Below are 16,163 nucleotides of genomic sequence, written 5' to 3'. Positions count from 1 at the left end.
GTGGGCACGGGAGCCGAACATGCGCCCGATGCGGTATTTCCGGTGGAATCAGGGATTCCTGTCCTCTTTCGAGGGAGACCGTCACTCGTAAGGATTAAATGTCGGAAAGTGCTGTCAGGGTTCCGTGCGTATCTGCCTACGGTCGCCACGTGACGAGAGCCAGGCTGGAGACCCCCACACACACCACCGGCGCACACCGGGCGCACCGCCGCGAGGCCCGCCCCTCCGCGCAGCGCTCGTCCGCACGCCACGAGCCGTATCTCGACGGCCTGTTCACCTACTGCCTCTCCGTGCTCTGCGACCACGAGGCGGCCACCGAGGCGCTCGGCTCGGTCCTGGCGATCGCCGAGCGGCAGGACGGCCGGTGCCCCGCGGCCGAGGAGGAACGTAAATCCTGGCTGTACGCCCTGGCCAGATGGACGTGCCTGCGCGCGCTCACCGAGCAGGGGCGGGGCCGTCAGGCGCACCGGAGGGCGCCCGCCTCCCGGAGGGCCGCACCCCGCGAGGGCGTCCGCGCCCCGCGCCGGCACGCCCCCCAGGAGGAGGCCAGCTGTCCCGCGGAGTCCCCGGCGGCCGAGGCGCACCGGCGTGAACTCGCCCAGCTGGCCTGGCCCGAGGCCGCGGGCACCACCCCCGAGCAGCGCGAGGCGCTGGAGCTCGCCGTGCGCCACGGGCTCACCCCGCGCGCCGTCGCCGCCGTCCTCGGCCTCGACCCCGGCAGCGCCCGGGAGCTCCTGGCGGGAGCCGCCTGCGAGGTGGAGCGCACCCGCGCCGCCCTCGCCGTGGTCGAGAAGGGCGACTGCCCCGCCGTCGCGCGGCTCACCGGCGCCCACCAGGTGCTGCTCTCGGCGGCCCTGCGCCGCGAGCTCGTCCGGCACGTCGACGACTGCCCCCGCTGCCGCCGCGCCGCCGAGCGGGCCGGAGCGGCCGGGCCCTGGCCCGGTGCGGCCGTCACCCCGGCCGCCGCCGCGCTGCCGGTCGTCGAGGCGCCCCGCCCCTCGGTGCACGTCGCCCTGGCCCACGCCCGGCGGTCCAGGTCCGGCGCCCCGCGCTTCGGCCGGACCGGCTTCCCGCTGGACCCCAAGGACCACGCCGCGCGCCGCGACCGGCTGCGCGCCCGGGTCCTGACGACGACGGTGGTGGCGACGGTCGTCGCGGCCCCGGTGATCGCCCTGTGGGCCGCCTACCGGGGCGCGCCGCTGACCGGCGAGGGCAGGGACACCTCGGTCACGGCGTCCGACGTGGACGGCGGGTCCGGGACGGACGATCCGTACGACCACTACGAGAACGCCGGCAACGCCCGCCCCGAGGAGGGCGACGCGTTCGCCGACGGCGGGCGGGGCGCGGACGTCTCCGCCGAGGTCGTCAGCGTCGGCTCCGGCCCGGCCGGAGCGTCCTCCCTCGCGGTCGCGGCCCGCTCGTCCGGCGGCCGTACGACGATCACGCTGACCGCGACCGGCGACACGACCGTGGTCTGGTCGGCCAGGACGGACGCCCCGTGGCTCCGCCTCAGCCGGACGGCAGGCACGGTCGCCCCCGGCCGGAGCGTCACCCTGCACGTCTTCGTGGACCACGCGGCCGAGCCCAGGGGCCCGTGGAGCGCCCGCGTCCTGCTCACCCCGTCCGGTTCCGCGGTCGCGATCACCGGCCACGGCGCCACGAGCCCGCGCCCCGGAAGTCCGCAGCCGTCCCCGGACCCGTCGGCCGGGACCCCGGACCCCACCCCGACGTCGCCGCCCCCGTCGACGGACCCCACCCCGGACCCCACGGATCCGACCGGGTCGCCGGACCCGACACCCTCGCCGACGGACCCGCCGACGGACGACCCCGGCTCTCCCACCCCGTCGCCCTCCGACGGCACCACCGCGCCCACCCCGACCTCGGACACCACCGGGGACCCCGGCGGGCCGTCCGGATCCGGGGGCTGACATGGAGGAACGGCGCCCGGGTGCACGGCGGAACGTTTGCGCGCCGCGCGCCCGGACGCCGTCGGAGAGGCCGAGGAGCCGCGGGGGCCGCCCCGACGGGCGTGTCTCAGGCCGGGTCGGCCGGGTGCGGCGCCATCGGCAGCAGCGACGCCAGCCGCTGCTCGCACAGCTCGGTCAGCCGGTCGTACGCCTCCTTGCCCATCAGTTCGATGAGCTCGGGACGGTACGACACGTAGACCGGCTCACCGGCGCCGTGCGCGGACGTCGCCGAGGTGCACCACCAGTGCAGGTCGTGACCGCCCGGGCCCCAGCCCCGGCGGTCGTACTCCCCGATGGAGATCTGGAGCACGCGCGTGTCGTCGGGCCGTTCGATCCAGTCGTACGTACGGCGGACCGGCAGCTGCCAGCACACGTCGGGCTTGGTCTCCAGCGGCTCCCTGCCCTCCTTCAGGGCCAGGATGTGCAGGGAGCAGCCCATGCCGCCGGCGAACCCGGGGCGGTTCTGGAAGATGCAGGAGCCCTCCCAGCGCCGCGTCTGGCGTTCGCCGTCCTCGTCGACCCCGACCCAGCCGGTCTTGGTGCCCACGTCGTGGAACTGCCACAGCTCCGGTGTGAGCCGCGCCACGTGACCGGCCACCCGCTTCTCGTCGTCCTTGTCCGAGAAGTGCGCGCCCAGCGTGCAGCAGCCGTCGTCGGCGCGGCCCGCCTGGATCCCCTGGCAGCCGCTGCCGAAGATGCAGGTCCACCTGGAGGTCAGCCAGGTCAGATCGCAGCGGAAGACCTGCTCGTCGTCGGCGGGGTCGGGGAATTCGACCCAGGCCCGCGCGAAGTCGAGCCCCTTCTCGTCGGGCCCGTCCGGCCCGGTGGCTTCCGCCTGCCGCATCTCCTGCTTCGTCTTCTGCTGCTTCTTCGTGGCTTTGTCCGGCTTCGCCTTTTTCGTCTTTGGCACGTGCCCAGAGTAAGCCGCAGTAGCGTTCCCGTATGAGACTCGGAGTCCTCGACGTGGGGTCGAACACGGTGCATCTGCTGGTGGTCGACGCGCATCCCGGCGCCCGCCCGCTGCCGGCCCACTCGCACAAGGCGGAACTACGGCTCGCCGAACTCCTCGACCGGGACGGGGCGATCGGCCCCGAGGGCGTCGACCGCCTCGTGACGACGGTCGCCGACGCCCTCCAGGCCGCCGAGGACAAGGGCTGCGAGGACGTGCTGGCCTTCGCCACCTCCGCCGTGCGTGACGCGGGCAACGCGGACCAGGTGCTGGCCCGGGTGCGCGACGAGACCGGGGTCACCCTCGCCGTCCTCAGCGGCGAGGAGGAGGCCCGGCTGACCTTCCTGGCCGCCCGCCGCTGGTTCGGCTGGTCGGCGGGGAAGCTGCTGGTCCTCGACATCGGCGGCGGTTCGCTGGAGGTCGGCTACGGGATGGACGAGGAGCCCGACGCCGCCGTGTCGCTGCCGTTCGGCGCCGGCCGGCTCACGGCCGCCTGGCTCCCCGGCGACCCGCCGGACCCCACCGACGTACGCGCGCTGCGCCGCCATGTCCGCGCCGGCATCGCCCGTACGGTCGGCGAGTTCACCCGGCTGGGACCGCCCGACCATGTGGTGGGCACCTCCAAGACGTTCCGCCAGCTCGCCAGGATCACGGGCGCCGCCCGGTCCGCCGAGGGGCTGTACGTGCAGCGCGTCCTCACCCGCAAGGCGCTGGAGGAGTGGGTGCCGAAGCTGTCGACGATGACCGTCGAGCAGCGGGGGAATCTGCCCGGCGTCACCGAGGGGCGCGCCGCGCAGCTCCTGGCGGGGGCGCTCGTCGCCGAGGGCGCGATGGACCTGTTCGGGGTCGAGGAGCTGGAGATCTGCCCCTGGGCGCTGCGCGAGGGAGTCATTCTCCGCCGCCTCGACCACCTGCCCGCGCAGCAGGCCGCCCTGGCCTGATCCCCGTGGGCGCCCCGGTCCCGTCCTCGCGGGCGCCCTCATGGGCCTTCTCACTTTCAGCCGGGCTCCCTCGGACTCGCACACCGCTGCCCGTACCCTGTCCACGTGGCAGAACCAGTGGTGCGCATCCCGGATGCGAAGGTCGCCCTGTCGACGGCTTCCGTCTATCCGGAGTCGACGGCGACGGCCTTCGAGATCGCGGCGCGCCTGGGCTACGACGGTGTCGAGGTCATGGTCTGGACCGACCCCGTCAGCCAGGACGTCGAGGCGCTGCGGCGGCTGTCGGACTATCACCAGGTCCCGATCCTCGCCGTGCACGCGCCCTGTCTCCTGATCACCCAGCGGGTCTGGTCGACCGACCCGTGGGTGAAGCTCCAGCGGGCGAGAGCCGCGGCGGAGAAGCTCGGCGCGTCGACGGTGGTCGTCCACCCGCCGTTCCGGTGGCAGCGCAACTACGCCCGGGACTTCGTCTCCGGCATCTGGCGCATGGCGGACGAGACCGATGTGCGCTTCGCCGTGGAGAACATGTACCCGTGGCGCTACCGGGACCGCGAGATGCTCGCGTACGCCCCCGCCTGGGACGTCAGCAACGACGACTACCGGCACTTCACCGTGGACCTCTCGCACACCTCGACCGCCCGCACCGACAGCCTGGCCATGGTGGACCGGATGGGCGACCGGCTCGCCCATGTCCACCTCGCCGACGGCAAGGGCTCCGGCAAGGACGAGCACCTGGTGCCCGGCCGGGGCGACCAGCCGTGCGCGGAACTGCTGGAGCGCCTGGCCCGTACGGGCTTCGACGGCCATGTGGTCATCGAGGTCAACACCCGCCGCGCCATGTCGTCGGCCGAACGCGAGGCCGACCTCGCGGAGGCGCTCGCCTTCACCCGGCTGCACCTGGCGTCGTCGGCGCGGACGCCCCGCACGTGACCCCCGGCGCCGACGACCCGTCCCCGCGGCGCAGGGGGCGCCCCGCCCGCACGGCGGGCGCCACCGGCCCCGACGCCAGGACCCGGATCCTGGAGGCGGCCCGCAGCGAGTTCGCCGAGCGCGGCTACGACAAGACGTCCGTGCGGGGCATCGCCAGGGCCGCCGGTGTCGACGCCGCCCTGGTCCACCACTACTTCGGTACGAAGGACGAGGTCTTCGCCGCCGCCATCGAGCTCTCCTTCGAGCCCGCCCTCGTCCTGCCCCAGGTCCTCGGCGGGCACCCGGAGGACCTGGGGGAGCGGCTGGCCCGGTACTTCATCGGCGTATGGGAGAACCCGGCGTCCCGCGCGCCGCTGCTGGCGATCCTCCGGTCCGCGCTCACGCACGAGGCGGCGGCGAAGGTGCTGCGCGGCTTCGTGCTGCGCCGGCTGCTGGAGCGGATCGCGGCGGAGCTGGACGTGCCGGACCCGACCTTCCGCGCCGAGCTGGCGGCCTCGCACATGATCGGGATCGCGATGCTGAGGTACGTCATCCGGGCGGAACCGCTGGCCTCCACGGATCCCGAGAAGATCATCGCCATGGTGGCGCCCACGCTCCAGCGGTATCTGAGCGACGGGTGATCCGGGTCCGGCCCGTGTGACGGCTGTGCCGGTGGGATCACAACGGTGTCGCGAGTCGGTACCGGACACCGGCCGTGGCCGGAATCTGAGGTTGGCTGTCCCGGACCGGGTGGGCCGACGTACGGCGTGGACAAGGTGGGGGAGACGAACATGCGTGTGACGACCGGAGCCGGGCAGGGACCGGGCGGCGGGAGCGCCGCCGTGTCGCGCAGGCGGCTGCTGCGGCTGGCCGGCGCGAGTCTCGGCCTCGCGCTGGCGGGAGCGGTGACCGCGTGCGGGCCCGAGGAGGCCGACGCCTCCGGCGGCGGCACCGGCGACCCGAAGCCCGGCGGCGCGGGCGGGGACGCGTTCACGACACCGCCCGCCGGGACCGCGCCGCGCGCCCTGTGGCAGGAGACGACCGCGGTGGGCACCCTCGGCAACCACGAGGTGCTCGCCGTCGTGGGGGACGTGGTGCTGGTCGCCGGTGATCCCCTGGTGGGCCGGTCCCTCACCACGGGGAAGAAGCTGTGGTCGCTGAAGGACGCCGCCCAGCCCGGCGCGCGGCTGATCATGGGCGGGGACACGCTCTACCTGGCCAGCGGGACGTACGACGGTGACCTCGTGGGCCTGGACCCTGCCACCGGCAAGGAAACCTGGCGCAGCCGGCTGGAGGGGCGCTACGCGCAGCCCCGGCCCGTCGGAGCCGACACCGAACGCGTGTATGTGATCGCGGGCATCCTGGAGAAGGACCTCAGCTCCCGCACCAACGTGATCGCCGCCATCGACATCCGTACGGGCAAGGCGGTCTGGAGCGAGAAGCGGGACACCGGGACCGACGAGTCCGGTCTCACCTCCGCGGTGAGCGGTGAGCGCCTGGTCTACACCGACCTCCGCAAGAACCTGACCGTCCGCGACACCACGACCGGACGCCAGCTCTGGACGAAGAAGATCAGCAGGGCCAACTTCGAGCGGATCGCCGTCCACGAGGGAGCGGTGATCGTCTCCGACGGCCGTCACCTGCGCTCCTTCGCCCTGGACGACGGCGCCGAGCGCTGGTCGCTGCCGACCGAGGAGTTCGACACGTTCAACGGGCCGACCGTCGTCGACGGGGTGCTCTACGCCTCGGACAGCGCCCACTCCCTGTGGGCCGTCGACCCCGGCACGGGCAAGCAGCGCTGGCACAACACGGAGGATCTGCGCGAGGTCTCGGTGCCGCTCCAGTTCGCCAAGGTGGGGGAGACCCTGTACGGGGCGACGGAGTTCGACAAGAACGGCGGCGTGCAGGCGTACGACGCGCGGGACGGGAAGCTCCGCTGGACCTTCAACGACGGCGGGGGCTCGCTGGAGCAGTGGTACGTGGTCCCCGGCGACGACAAGCGGCTGGCCGCCCTGCACGCCGAGCGGCTGTTCGCGCTGCCGGCGGTGTGACCCGGGGGCGGCGGCACGGGGCCTGCGTCACTCCCCGGCCCCGCCCACCCGTTGAGCATCACATCCCGCATTCCGGACACTGTGTCCAGATCTTGGCACGGGAGGCGTACGCTCGGAGACAGTCTTTTCTGTCGAAGGAGCGAGAGACGATGCCCCAGCTGAGGTCCCGCACTGTCACCCACGGCCGCAACATGGCGGGCGCCCGCGCCCTTATGCGGGCGTCCGGCGTAGCCAGTGAGGACATCGGTAAGCCCATCATCGCGGTCGCCAACTCCTTCACCGAGTTCGTCCCGGGCCACACGCACCTCGCCCCGGTCGGCCGGATCGTCTCCGAGGCGATCAAGGCCGCCGGCGCGGTGCCCCGCGAGTTCAACACCATCGCGGTGGACGACGGCATCGCCATGGGCCACGGCGGCATGCTCTACAGCCTGCCCTCCCGCGACCTCATCGCGGACAGCGTCGAGTACATGGTCGAGGCCCACTGCGCCGACGCCCTGATCTGCATCTCCAACTGCGACAAGATCACCCCCGGGATGCTGATGGCCGCGCTGCGCCTCAACATCCCCACGGTCTTCGTCTCCGGCGGTCCGATGGAGGCCGGCAAGGCCACCCTCGTCGACGGCACGGTCCGCACCCTCGACCTCGTCGACGCGATCTCGGACGCCGTCAACGACAAGATCTCCGACGCGGACATCCTCCGCATCGAGGAGAACGCCTGCCCGACCTGCGGCAGCTGTTCCGGCATGTTCACCGCCAACTCGATGAACTGCCTCGCCGAGGCCATCGGCCTGGCGCTCCCGGGCAACGGCTCGGTCCTCGCCACCCACACCGCCCGCAAGGCGCTGTACGAGAACGCCGCCCGCACGGTCGTCGAGATCACCGAGCGCTACTACGGGGAGGACGACGACTCCGTCCTGCCCCGCAACATCGCCAGCCGCGAGGCGTTCGAGAACGCCATGGCGCTCGACATCGCCATGGGCGGCTCCACCAACACGATCCTCCACCTGCTGGCCGCCGCGCAGGAGGCGGAGCTGGACTTCGGCCTCGCGGAGATGGACGAGATCTCCCGGCGGGTCCCCTGCCTCGCGAAGGTCGCCCCCAACGTGGCGCCCGGCGGCACGTACTACATGGAGGACGTCCACCGCGCGGGCGGCATCCCCGCCATCCTCGGCGAGCTGCACCGGGGCGGTCTGCTCAACGAGAACGTCCACAGCGTGCACGCGGCCTCCCTCGACGAGTGGCTCAAGACCTGGGACGTGCGCGGCGGTTCGCCCTCCGCCGAGTCGCTCGACCTCTGGTACGCGGCCCCCGGGTGCAAGCGCTCGGCGACCGCCTTCTCCCAGTCGGAGCGCTGGGACAGCCTCGACACGGACGCGGCCGGCGGCTGCATCCACTCGGTCGAGCACGCCTACTCCAAGGACGGCGGGCTCGCGGTCCTCAAGGGCAACCTGGCCGTCGACGGCTGCGTCGTGAAGACGGCCGGCGTCGACGAGTCGATCTGGACCTTCGAGGGCCCGGCCGTCGTCTGCGAGTCGCAGGAGGAGGCCGTCGACAAGATCCTCCGCAAGGAGATCAAGGAGGGCGACGTCGTCGTCATCCGCTACGAGGGCCCCAAGGGCGGCCCCGGCATGCAGGAGATGCTCTACCCGACGTCGTTCCTGAAGGGCCGCGGCCTCGGCAAGAGCTGCGCCCTCGTCACCGACGGCCGCTTCTCCGGCGGCACCTCGGGCCTGTCCATCGGCCACGCCTCCCCCGAGGCGGCGTCCGGCGGCACCATCGCCCTGGTCGAGGACGGCGACAGGATCGCGATCGACATCCCGAGCCGCACGATCGAGCTCCTGGTGTCCGACGAGGAGCTGGCCACCCGACGCGAGGCGCTGAACGGCGTGTACGCACCCAAGAACCGCGACCGCAAGGTCTCCCAGGCGCTGCGCGCGTACGCGGCGATGGCGACCAGCGCGGACAAGGGCGCGGTCCGCGACGTCTCCAGGCTCGGCTGACCCGACGCCTTCCCGTACGGCCCCGTCCCTGGTCTCACCAGTGGGCGGGGTCGTCCGCGTCCACGGCGAAGACGGACCCGTCGGGCGCGGTGCCGATGACGCTGCGGCCCAGGACGACGGGCGAGGGCAGCGACGAGGCGTGGCCGAGCTTCCCCTCCCGCAGCCGGGGACGTGTCTGGCCGAGCAGCGTCCCGTGCTCCGTGTCGACGGCGAGCAGCCGTCCGTCGGCGGCCGAGAAGTACAGCCGGCCGCCCGCCCCGACGACCGGGGCCGAGGTCGTGCTGACCGCCGTCTCCAGCCGCCACCGCTCGGCCCGCGCGGCCCCCGGGCGGACGTCGACGGCCAGCAGGGTGCCGCCGCGCTCCAGGAGCAGGGCGGTGTCCCCGTCCACCACGGCCTCCGGCCCGTTCATCCGGAAGGGCAGCGGGATCCGGGTCGTACGGCGCGGACCGGGGTCGTAGCGGACGAGCGCGGTGGTCTGCGCCTTCTGGTCCATCGAGGTCAGCAGGAGCGCCCCGCCGGAGGTACCCGCGGGGGTGAGCATCCCGTCCAGCCTGCGCTGCCAGGCCGTCCTCCCGGTGCTCGCCTCGACGGCCGTGACCAGGGTGGTCGTCCCCCGGGCCGAGCTCTCGAAGGCGTACGCGAGCCCGGTCGCCGGCTCGTACAGCGCGAAGCCCGGGCTCACGTGTCCCGGGACGGCGCGCCGCCACCGGGAGGTGCCGGTCGCCGCGTCGAGTGCCTGGAGCGTCCCGTCCTGGCGCACCACCAGCAGGGTGTCGCCCGCCGGGAAGGGGGAGTCGAGGTACGCGGAGAGGTCCTTGTGCCAGAGCTCCGTGCCCTCGCCCGGGGAGTACGCCCGGGCCTCCCCGCCCGTCACGACGGTGTACGCCACGCTCCCGGCGACCGCGCCCACGGGGCCCGGCCCCTCGGAACCCTCCGACGAGCCCTCGCGCCGCGACCAGACGGGGTGGCCGTCCGAGGGGTCCAGCCGGGCGGCGCCGGAAGCGGCGGAGACGCAGTACAGCGCGGGGTGCGTACCGGCGGTCCCCGGGGAGCAGGACGGGGCCGAGCCGCCCCGCTCCGCCGGCGGCGTCCGCCAGGGCGTGAAGGCCGCCGCCGTGCTCTTCCTCGGCGCGGGCTCCGGCTCCGGCTCCCCGGGCCCGCCCCACGCTCCGGCCGCCCAGAGGCCGCCGGCCACCAGGACCACCGCCACGGCGACGGCCGCGAGCCGGCGGGTGCGGCGGCGCCTCACCGCCCCGGGCCCGGAGGGCAGCCCGTCGGCCACCCGTACATGCGTGGGCTCCTCGTCGGCGTCCCCCTGTGCCGTCCCCGCCGGCACCACGGACTCCGCCGCGACCGGCCTGCGCTGGACGGGAATGAAGGCGGCCGCCTCGTACGACGGAGGGTGCAGCGCGGCCATGATCTCGTCGGGCGTGGGCCGGTCCCCGGGGTCCTTGGCGAGGCACCGCCCGACCAGGGGCGCCAGATCCGGCGGCACCCCGGCCAGGTCCGCCTCGTCGTGCACCACCTGGTAGGCCACGAGGTACGGGCTGTCCGAGTCGAAGGGCCCCCGCCCGGTCGCCGCGTGCACCAGCACCGCCCCGAGCGCGAACACGTCCGCCGCCGGACCGACCTCGCGGGGCCGCTGGAACTGTTCGGGCGCCATGTAGGGCGGTGAGCCGATCAGCTTCCCCGTCTCCGTACGGAGATCACTGTCGTACGGCCGGGAGATCCCGAAGTCGATGACCTTGGGGCCGGTGTCGGGCAGCAGCACGTTGCTCGGCTTGAGATCCCGGTGGATGACTCCGGCGCGGTGGATGTCGCGCAGCGCCTCGGCGAGCCCGGCCGTGAGCCTGCGCAGCTCGGCGGGGCTCATCGGCCCGTTCCGCTTCACCTGCGCGGCGAGCGTCGGGCCGGGGACGTACAGGGTGGCCATCCAGGGCAGCCCGGCCGCCGGATCGGCGTCCACGACGGGCGCGGTGAACGCCCCGCTGACCCGCCGGGCGGCCGCGACCTCCTGCCGGAAACGCGCCCTGAACTCCGGATCGTCCGCGTGCTGGCGGTGCACCACCTTCACCGCGAGCTGCAACCCCGAGGCGGAGCGCGCCAGGTGCACGACACCCATGCCGCCCGCTCCGAGACATGCCTCCAGCCGATACTGCCCGGCGTACTCAGGATGCTCCGCTTCCGGATGTGAACCGGTCCCTCGCAGCGGCGGCATCGCCCACCCCCGTGTGTTCGTGCGCAAGCGCGACGCACGGAGCCTAGTCGATGGTGCGTGCGAGCAGCGTGGGGCTTGTTAGCCTGCGCGTCACACCGCATCGCTTTCAACGGGGGAGGCACTCATGGGTGTTGAGGAGAAGAGCGTCGGCACGGTGACCACGGACGTCACGGGCGCGACGGACACGGTCACGGAGGCGGTCGTCGCGGAGGCGGTCGTCATGGAGGAGGTGACGACGCTCGCCGCGGGCGCCGTCGTCTACCCGATCGCTCCCGGCTACCGCGTCAACGTCCGCAGGGGACCCGGCACGCAGTACGGGATCGTCCGGACGCTGCCGTACGGGATGAGCGTCCCGGTCCACTGCCAGAAGCCGGGGGAGCGGGTCACCGGCCCGTACGGCACGTCGAACCTCTGGGACAACATCGCCAACGGCCAGTTCGTGTCGGACGCCTATGTCCACACGGGCAGTGACGGCTACATCGCACCGCGCTGCGACTGACGGAAGCGGGACTCGGCCGGGGATAATCGGTTCCGTGAGCGAGAACAGCGAAGCCTCCGGAACGCCCTCGGCCGTGCCTCCGGGCTCCACCGCACCAGGGCCGCGGCCCGAACCTCTCCGTTTCTTCGGTACGACCTGGGTCGACCATGACGGGGGGTACGGGCTGCGGCGCGTGGGCGCCACCGTCGGCTCGCTCGCGGCGGCCGTCGCCGCGTGCTTCGTCCTGCGCTTCGCCTACCAGGGCCTGGAGATCGCCGAGGTGGGCAGCCTCGTCGGGACCCTGGTGGTGCTGATGTTCGCCGTCTGCAGCGCCATCGCCTTCCGCAAGACCTGGGAGGGCTTCACCCGCCGCCCCGCCGACCCGGCCCACGAGGACAGGCTGCGCGGCCTCAAGGCGATCGGCTTCATCGGCTCGCTGCTCGCCTACTTCGTCCGCTCCTTCACCGAGGCCCCGGGGGAGAAGCTGCGGCGTACGGAGTACGAGACGGCGCTCGCCCAGTACGCGAAGCGCCGCTCCTCGCGCACGGGCAACCCGGCCGCCCGTAAGGGAGCCAAGGGGAAGCGCTCCGGGCGCAGGTAGAACCCGTGGTTCCGGGCTCGCGCGCGCCGTAGTGCGTGCACGATGAATCCATGACCGCTCCCACGTCCCGCGCCCTCTCGTTCGACAGCGCCGCCGCCGAGTACGCCGCCGCGCGCCCCGGATACCCGCCCGCGCTCCTGGACGCCGTCGAGGAACTGGCCGACCGCCCCCTGAGGGGGGCCCGTACGGTCGACGTCGGCGCGGGGACGGGCATCGCCACCCGGCTGCTGGACGCCCGCGGCGCCCTGGTCACCGCAGTCGAGCCGGGCCCCGGCATGGCGGCGGAGCTGCACCGGTCACTGCCGCACGTCCCCGTGGTCCGGGGCGACGGCAACCGCCTCCCCCTGGCCACCGGGGCGGCCGACCTGGTCACCTACGCCCAGTCCTGGCACTGGACCGACCCGGACCTGGCCCTCCCCGAGGCGCGCCGGGTCCTGCGCACCGGCGGGGCGCTGGCCCTCTGGTGGAACGTCTCCGACCACTCCGCCCCCTGGATCGCCGGCCAGGACACCCGGCTGCGCCGCCATCTCGGCGCGGGCAGCAGCGCCCACGGCTCACCGGCCGACTCCCGGAACCTCGCGCGGCTCTCCGGCGGCGACTTCGCGCAACGGCTGGTGCCGTGGTCCCGGACGGTCCCGGTCGACCTGCACCTCGCCAACCTCGCCACCCACTCCGCCTTCCTCGTGCGGGGTGTGGACGGCGAGCGGTCCACCCGCCGGTTCATGGACGAGGAGCGCGCACACCTGACCGCCGAGTTCCCGGACGGCATGGTCGAGGAGCGCTACGTGGTCGAACTCGCCGTACTGGTCCTCTGAACGCTCCGTGACGGCCGCCGAACGGGGCCCCGCGTCCCTTGACTCGGCCCCTCCGGCAGGACCAATATTCATCACATGATGAATTCTCTGCGTCCCACGAACGCGGGGGCCGTCGAGGCACACGCCCTCACCGTCGTACGAGGGGACCGCACCGTCCTGCGCGGTCTCGGCTTCACGGTCGAGCCGGGCAGGATCACCGGCCTCCTGGGCCCGTCGGGCTGCGGCAAGTCCACGCTGATGCGGGCCGTCGTCGGCACCCAGGCCAAGGTCACGGGCACCCTCGACGTCCTCGGCCGCCCGGCCGGCCACCCGTCCCTGCGGCCCCGCGTCGGCTACGTCACCCAGGCACCGTCGGTCTACACGGACCTCACCGTGCGTCAGAACCTGGACTACTTCGCGGCCGTGCTCCTGCCGGGCCGCGCCCGCCGGGGAGAACGCGAGGAGGCCGTCACCCGCGCCATCGGCGACGTCGACCTCACCAGCCACGCCGACTCCCTCGCCGGCGCCCTCTCCGGCGGCCAGCGCAGCCGCGTCTCGCTCGCAGTCGCCCTGCTCGGCACCCCCGAACTCCTGGTGCTCGACGAGCCGACCGTCGGCCTCGACCCCGTACTGCGCCGCGACCTGTGGGACCTCTTCCACTCCCTCGCCGCCGACCGGGGCACCACGGTCCTCGTCTCCTCCCACGTCATGGACGAGGCCGAACGCTGCCACCGGCTGCTGCTCATGCGCGAGGGCACGATCCTCGCCGACGACACCCCCGACGCCCTCCGCACCCGTACCGGCTCCGCCACCGTCGAGGAGGCCTTCCTCCACCTCGTGGACGAGGCCGCCGCGGACGAGGCCACCGCCCGCCAGGAGACGACCCGATGAGCACCGACGCCGCCCCCGCACTGTCCCCGGCCCGGACCTTCGCCACCGCCGGCCGGGTCCTGCGCCAGCTCCGCCACGACCCCCGCACGATCGCACTCCTGCTGATCGTCCCGGTCCTGATGATCACGCTGCTGCGCTACGTCTTCGACGCCACCCCGGAGACCTTCGACGCCATCGGCGCCTCGCTGCTCGGCATCTTCCCGCTGATCACGATGTTCCTGGTGACCTCGATCGCCACCCTCCGCGAACGCACCTCGGGCACCCTCGAACGCCTCCTCGCCCTCCCTCTCGGAAAGGGCGACCTGATCGCCGGCTACGCGCTGGCCTTCGGCGCCGTCGCCGTCGCCCAGTCGCTCCTGGCCACCGCGATGTCCGTCTGGGTCCTCGGGCTGGACGTCGTCGGATCCCCTTGGCTGCTGCTCCTGGTCGCCCTGCTCGACGCCCTGCTCGGCACGGCGCTCGGCCTGTTCGTCTCGGCCTTCGCCGCATCGGAGTTCCAGGCGGTCCAGTTCATGCCCGCCGTGATCTTCCCGCAGCTGCTGCTCTGCGGACTGTTCACCCCGCGCGACCGGATGCACCCCGTACTCGAAGCCATCTCCGACGTCCTGCCCATGTCGTACGCCGTCGACGGGATGAACCAGGTCCTCACGCACACCGACGTCACCGCCGACTTCTACCGCGACGTCCTGATCGTCGCCGGCAGCGCCCTGCTCGTCCTCTGCCTGGGCGCCGCAACCCTCCGGCGCCGCACCACCTGAGGGCGCGGTGCGAGGATGGGCACGACGATCAGCGCCACGTACCGCGCACCGCCACCCGGAGGATGAACCGCATGACCCAGACAGTCGCAGTCCTCGGTACCGGAAAGATCGGCGAGGCCCTGCTCAGCGGCATGATCCGGGCCGGCTGGCGCGCCGGTGACCTGCTGGTGACCACCCGCCGCGCCGAGCGGGCCGAGAAGCTACGCGCCCGCTACGGCGTCGAGGCCGTCACCAACGCCGAGGCCGCCAAGAGCGCCGACATCCTCATCCTGGCGGTCAAGCCGCAGGATATGGGCCGGCTCCTCGACGAACTGGCCCCGCACGTCACCGCCGACCGCCTCGTCATCAGCGCCGCCGCCGGCATCACCACCGCTTTCATCGAGGAGCGCCTCACCGTCGGCACCCCGGTCGTACGCGTCATGCCGAACACCCCCGTCCTGGTGGACGAGGGCATGTCCGTCATCTCCGCGGGCAGCCACGCCACCGCCGAGCACCTCGACCACGCCGAGTCGATCTTCGGCGGCGTCGGCAAGACCCTCCGGGTCCCCGAGTCCCAGCAGGACGCGGCCACCGCGCTCTCCGGCTCGGGACCCGCGTACTTCTACTTCCTCGTCGAGGCGATGACCGACGCCGGCATCCTGCTCGGGCTGCCCCGCGCCCAGGCCCACGACCTGATCGTCCAGGCCGCCATCGGTGCGGCGGTCATGCTCCGGGACAGCGGCGAACACCCGGTCAAGCTCCGCGAGGCCGTCACCAGCCCGGCCGGCACCACCATCAGCGCCATCCGCGAGCTGGAGAACCACGGCGTACGGGCGGCCCTCATCGCCGCACTCGAAGCCGCCCGGGACCGCAGCCGCGAACTGGCGACCGGCAACGGCTGACCGGTCGGGCCGCTGCCCACTCACGGAGCCGGGGCGGCGGCCACGATCGCGCGTTCGATGGTCACCGCTCCGTTCCGTACGGGACCCGGGCGCAGTTCACCGAGCACCCCACGCCCCGCGCCGACCGTCACGCGGACGCACCGGCGGAGGCCCGCGCCCATGCGATGACCCGTCCGGCCGAACCGCGCACGAGGCCCGGGCTCGCCGCCCGGGCCGGCATGTCCGGAGCCCGCGCGACTACAGGCCGGCCCCCCGCGACAAGGGCGGGCCAAGAGGTGGGTTGACACGCCCCGGGCAGGTCCGTAGTGTGCTCCGAGTTGTCCGACGTGAGCGCCGACCCCGGTCGGTCCCCGGACAGCCATTCCGCAGTGACCACTCGAAACGAGCGACGTCTGTCGTGCGTTTTTACGTGCACACGTGCGAAATGAGGAATCAGCGTTCGAAGATGCTTCGAAGGTGCCCCGATTAGCGTCGGAGCCCAGGATTCCGCTAAAGTCTCACTCGTCGGAACGGCCCAACGGCCGGGATGGCAAACCCCGCTGACTGGGAATCAGGCCCGAAAGGATCTGATAGAGTCGGACTCGCCGGAAAGGGAAACGCGAAAGCGAAGAACTGGAAAGCGAATCAGCAGGAACCCGCTTCGGCCGGGAATCGGACACGAAAGAGTCTGATAGAGTCGGAAACGCAAGAACGAAGGGAAGCGCCCGGAGGGCCCCGGTGAA

Annotated in this window: 14 protein-coding genes and 1 pseudogene; 13 read left to right on the top strand and 2 right to left on the bottom strand. The window is 73.1% G+C overall.

The window, feature by feature from the left end; all coding sequences use genetic code 11:
- Window positions 1-149 precede the first annotated feature (149 nt).
- Window positions 150-1,928, top strand: coding sequence for a BACON domain-containing protein (locus tag ACZ607_RS24385; RefSeq protein WP_469737783.1), 1,779 nt, complete (start codon window positions 150-152; stop codon window positions 1,926-1,928).
- A gap of 106 nt (window positions 1,929-2,034) precedes the next feature.
- Here ACZ607_RS24385 and ACZ607_RS24380 read toward each other — a convergent pair whose 3' ends face one another.
- The gene (locus tag ACZ607_RS24380; protein WP_469737781.1) at window positions 2,035-2,877 is read right to left on the bottom strand and encodes a DUF3109 family protein; all 843 of its coding nucleotides are present in this window, start codon (window positions 2,875-2,877) and stop codon (window positions 2,035-2,037) included.
- 32 nt (window positions 2,878-2,909) lie between these two features.
- On the opposite strand from ACZ607_RS24380, the gene ACZ607_RS24375 reads away from it, so the two are divergent.
- The 5 genes from ACZ607_RS24375 to ilvD all read left to right on the top strand — a co-directional run bounded on the left by ACZ607_RS24375 (window position 2,910) and on the right by ilvD (window position 8,817).
- Complete coding sequence (locus ACZ607_RS24375; RefSeq protein ID WP_469737780.1) at window positions 2,910-3,857, top strand: Ppx/GppA family phosphatase; 948 nt, start codon at window positions 2,910-2,912, stop codon at window positions 3,855-3,857.
- A 120-nt stretch (window positions 3,858-3,977) separates the two neighbouring features.
- Window positions 3,978-4,787 carry a sugar phosphate isomerase/epimerase family protein gene (locus ACZ607_RS24370; protein WP_469738527.1) on the top strand — a complete coding sequence of 270 codons (810 nt, stop codon included), beginning with the start codon at window positions 3,978-3,980 and terminating at the stop codon, window positions 4,785-4,787.
- Window positions 4,784-5,407 (top strand): TetR/AcrR family transcriptional regulator, encoded by a 624-nt coding sequence (locus ACZ607_RS24365; RefSeq protein ID WP_469737778.1) that lies wholly within the window; start codon window positions 4,784-4,786, stop codon window positions 5,405-5,407. Before ACZ607_RS24370 ends, ACZ607_RS24365 begins: the two co-directional genes overlap by 4 nt.
- A 150-nt stretch (window positions 5,408-5,557) precedes the next feature.
- Window positions 5,558-6,817, top strand: a complete 1,260-nt coding sequence (locus ACZ607_RS24360) for a PQQ-binding-like beta-propeller repeat protein (RefSeq protein WP_469737776.1) — start codon at window positions 5,558-5,560, stop codon at window positions 6,815-6,817.
- Between the two features lie 149 nt (window positions 6,818-6,966).
- Entirely contained in the window at window positions 6,967-8,817 is a 1,851-nt protein-coding gene (gene ilvD, locus ACZ607_RS24355) for a dihydroxy-acid dehydratase (RefSeq protein WP_469737774.1), read from the top strand.
- Window positions 8,818-8,851: 34 nt separating this feature from the next.
- On the opposite strand, the gene ACZ607_RS24350 is transcribed toward ilvD, so the two are convergent.
- Complete coding sequence (locus tag ACZ607_RS24350) at window positions 8,852-11,038, bottom strand: serine/threonine-protein kinase (RefSeq protein ID WP_469737772.1); 2,187 nt, start codon at window positions 11,036-11,038, stop codon at window positions 8,852-8,854.
- Between the two features lie 124 nt (window positions 11,039-11,162).
- On the opposite strand from ACZ607_RS24350, the gene ACZ607_RS24345 reads away from it, so the two are divergent.
- The 7 genes and pseudogenes from ACZ607_RS24345 to ACZ607_RS24315 form a co-directional block, all read left to right on the top strand.
- Window positions 11,163-11,537 carry an SH3 domain-containing protein gene (locus ACZ607_RS24345; RefSeq protein WP_469737771.1) on the top strand — a complete coding sequence of 125 codons (375 nt, stop codon included), beginning with the start codon at window positions 11,163-11,165 and terminating at the stop codon, window positions 11,535-11,537.
- A 34-nt stretch (window positions 11,538-11,571) separates the two neighbouring features.
- On the top strand, window positions 11,572-12,117 hold the full coding sequence (locus ACZ607_RS24340; RefSeq protein WP_469737769.1) for a hypothetical protein: 546 nt from the start codon (window positions 11,572-11,574) through the stop codon (window positions 12,115-12,117).
- A gap of 50 nt (window positions 12,118-12,167) precedes the next feature.
- Complete coding sequence (locus tag ACZ607_RS24335; RefSeq protein WP_469737768.1) at window positions 12,168-12,932, top strand: class I SAM-dependent methyltransferase; 765 nt, start codon at window positions 12,168-12,170, stop codon at window positions 12,930-12,932.
- Window positions 12,933-13,007: 75 nt separating this feature from the next.
- On the top strand, window positions 13,008-13,802 hold the full coding sequence (locus ACZ607_RS24330) for an ABC transporter ATP-binding protein (RefSeq protein ID WP_469737766.1): 795 nt from the start codon (window positions 13,008-13,010) through the stop codon (window positions 13,800-13,802).
- Window positions 13,799-14,560 carry an ABC transporter permease gene (locus tag ACZ607_RS24325; protein WP_469737764.1) on the top strand — a complete coding sequence of 254 codons (762 nt, stop codon included), beginning with the start codon at window positions 13,799-13,801 and terminating at the stop codon, window positions 14,558-14,560. The genes ACZ607_RS24330 and ACZ607_RS24325 overlap by 4 nt, the downstream gene beginning before the upstream one ends.
- Before the next feature lie 71 nt (window positions 14,561-14,631).
- Complete coding sequence (gene proC / locus ACZ607_RS24320) at window positions 14,632-15,441, top strand: pyrroline-5-carboxylate reductase (protein WP_469737762.1); 810 nt, start codon at window positions 14,632-14,634, stop codon at window positions 15,439-15,441.
- A gap of 21 nt (window positions 15,442-15,462) precedes the next feature.
- A pseudogene (locus ACZ607_RS24315) lies at window positions 15,463-15,665 on the top strand (AraC family transcriptional regulator); the annotation flags it as partial.
- Window positions 15,666-16,163 lie beyond the last annotated feature (498 nt).

It is taken from the genome of Streptomyces sp. NPDC104381 (assembly GCF_055583745.1).
This window is presented reverse-complemented; position numbering and strand designations above follow the sequence as displayed.

Bases quoted from the DNA above. Each gene is read 5' to 3' on its own strand.
- ACZ607_RS24360 (WP_469737776.1), top strand. From the start codon at position 5,558: ATGCGTGTGACGACCGGAGCCGGGCAGGGACCGGGCGGCGGGAGCGCC.
- ACZ607_RS24335 (WP_469737768.1), top strand. From the start codon at position 12,168: ATGACCGCTCCCACGTCCCGCGCCCTCTCGTTCGACAGCGCCGCCGCC.
- ACZ607_RS24345 (WP_469737771.1), top strand. From the start codon at position 11,163: ATGGGTGTTGAGGAGAAGAGCGTCGGCACGGTGACCACGGACGTCACG.
- ACZ607_RS24350 (WP_469737772.1), bottom strand. From the start codon at position 11,038: ATGCCGCCGCTGCGAGGGACCGGTTCACATCCGGAAGCGGAGCATCCT.
- proC (WP_469737762.1), top strand. From the start codon at position 14,632: ATGACCCAGACAGTCGCAGTCCTCGGTACCGGAAAGATCGGCGAGGCC.
- ACZ607_RS24330 (WP_469737766.1), top strand. From the start codon at position 13,008: ATGATGAATTCTCTGCGTCCCACGAACGCGGGGGCCGTCGAGGCACAC.
- ACZ607_RS24375 (WP_469737780.1), top strand. From the start codon at position 2,910: ATGAGACTCGGAGTCCTCGACGTGGGGTCGAACACGGTGCATCTGCTG.
- ilvD (WP_469737774.1), top strand. From the start codon at position 6,967: ATGCCCCAGCTGAGGTCCCGCACTGTCACCCACGGCCGCAACATGGCG.
- ACZ607_RS24325 (WP_469737764.1), top strand. From the start codon at position 13,799: ATGAGCACCGACGCCGCCCCCGCACTGTCCCCGGCCCGGACCTTCGCC.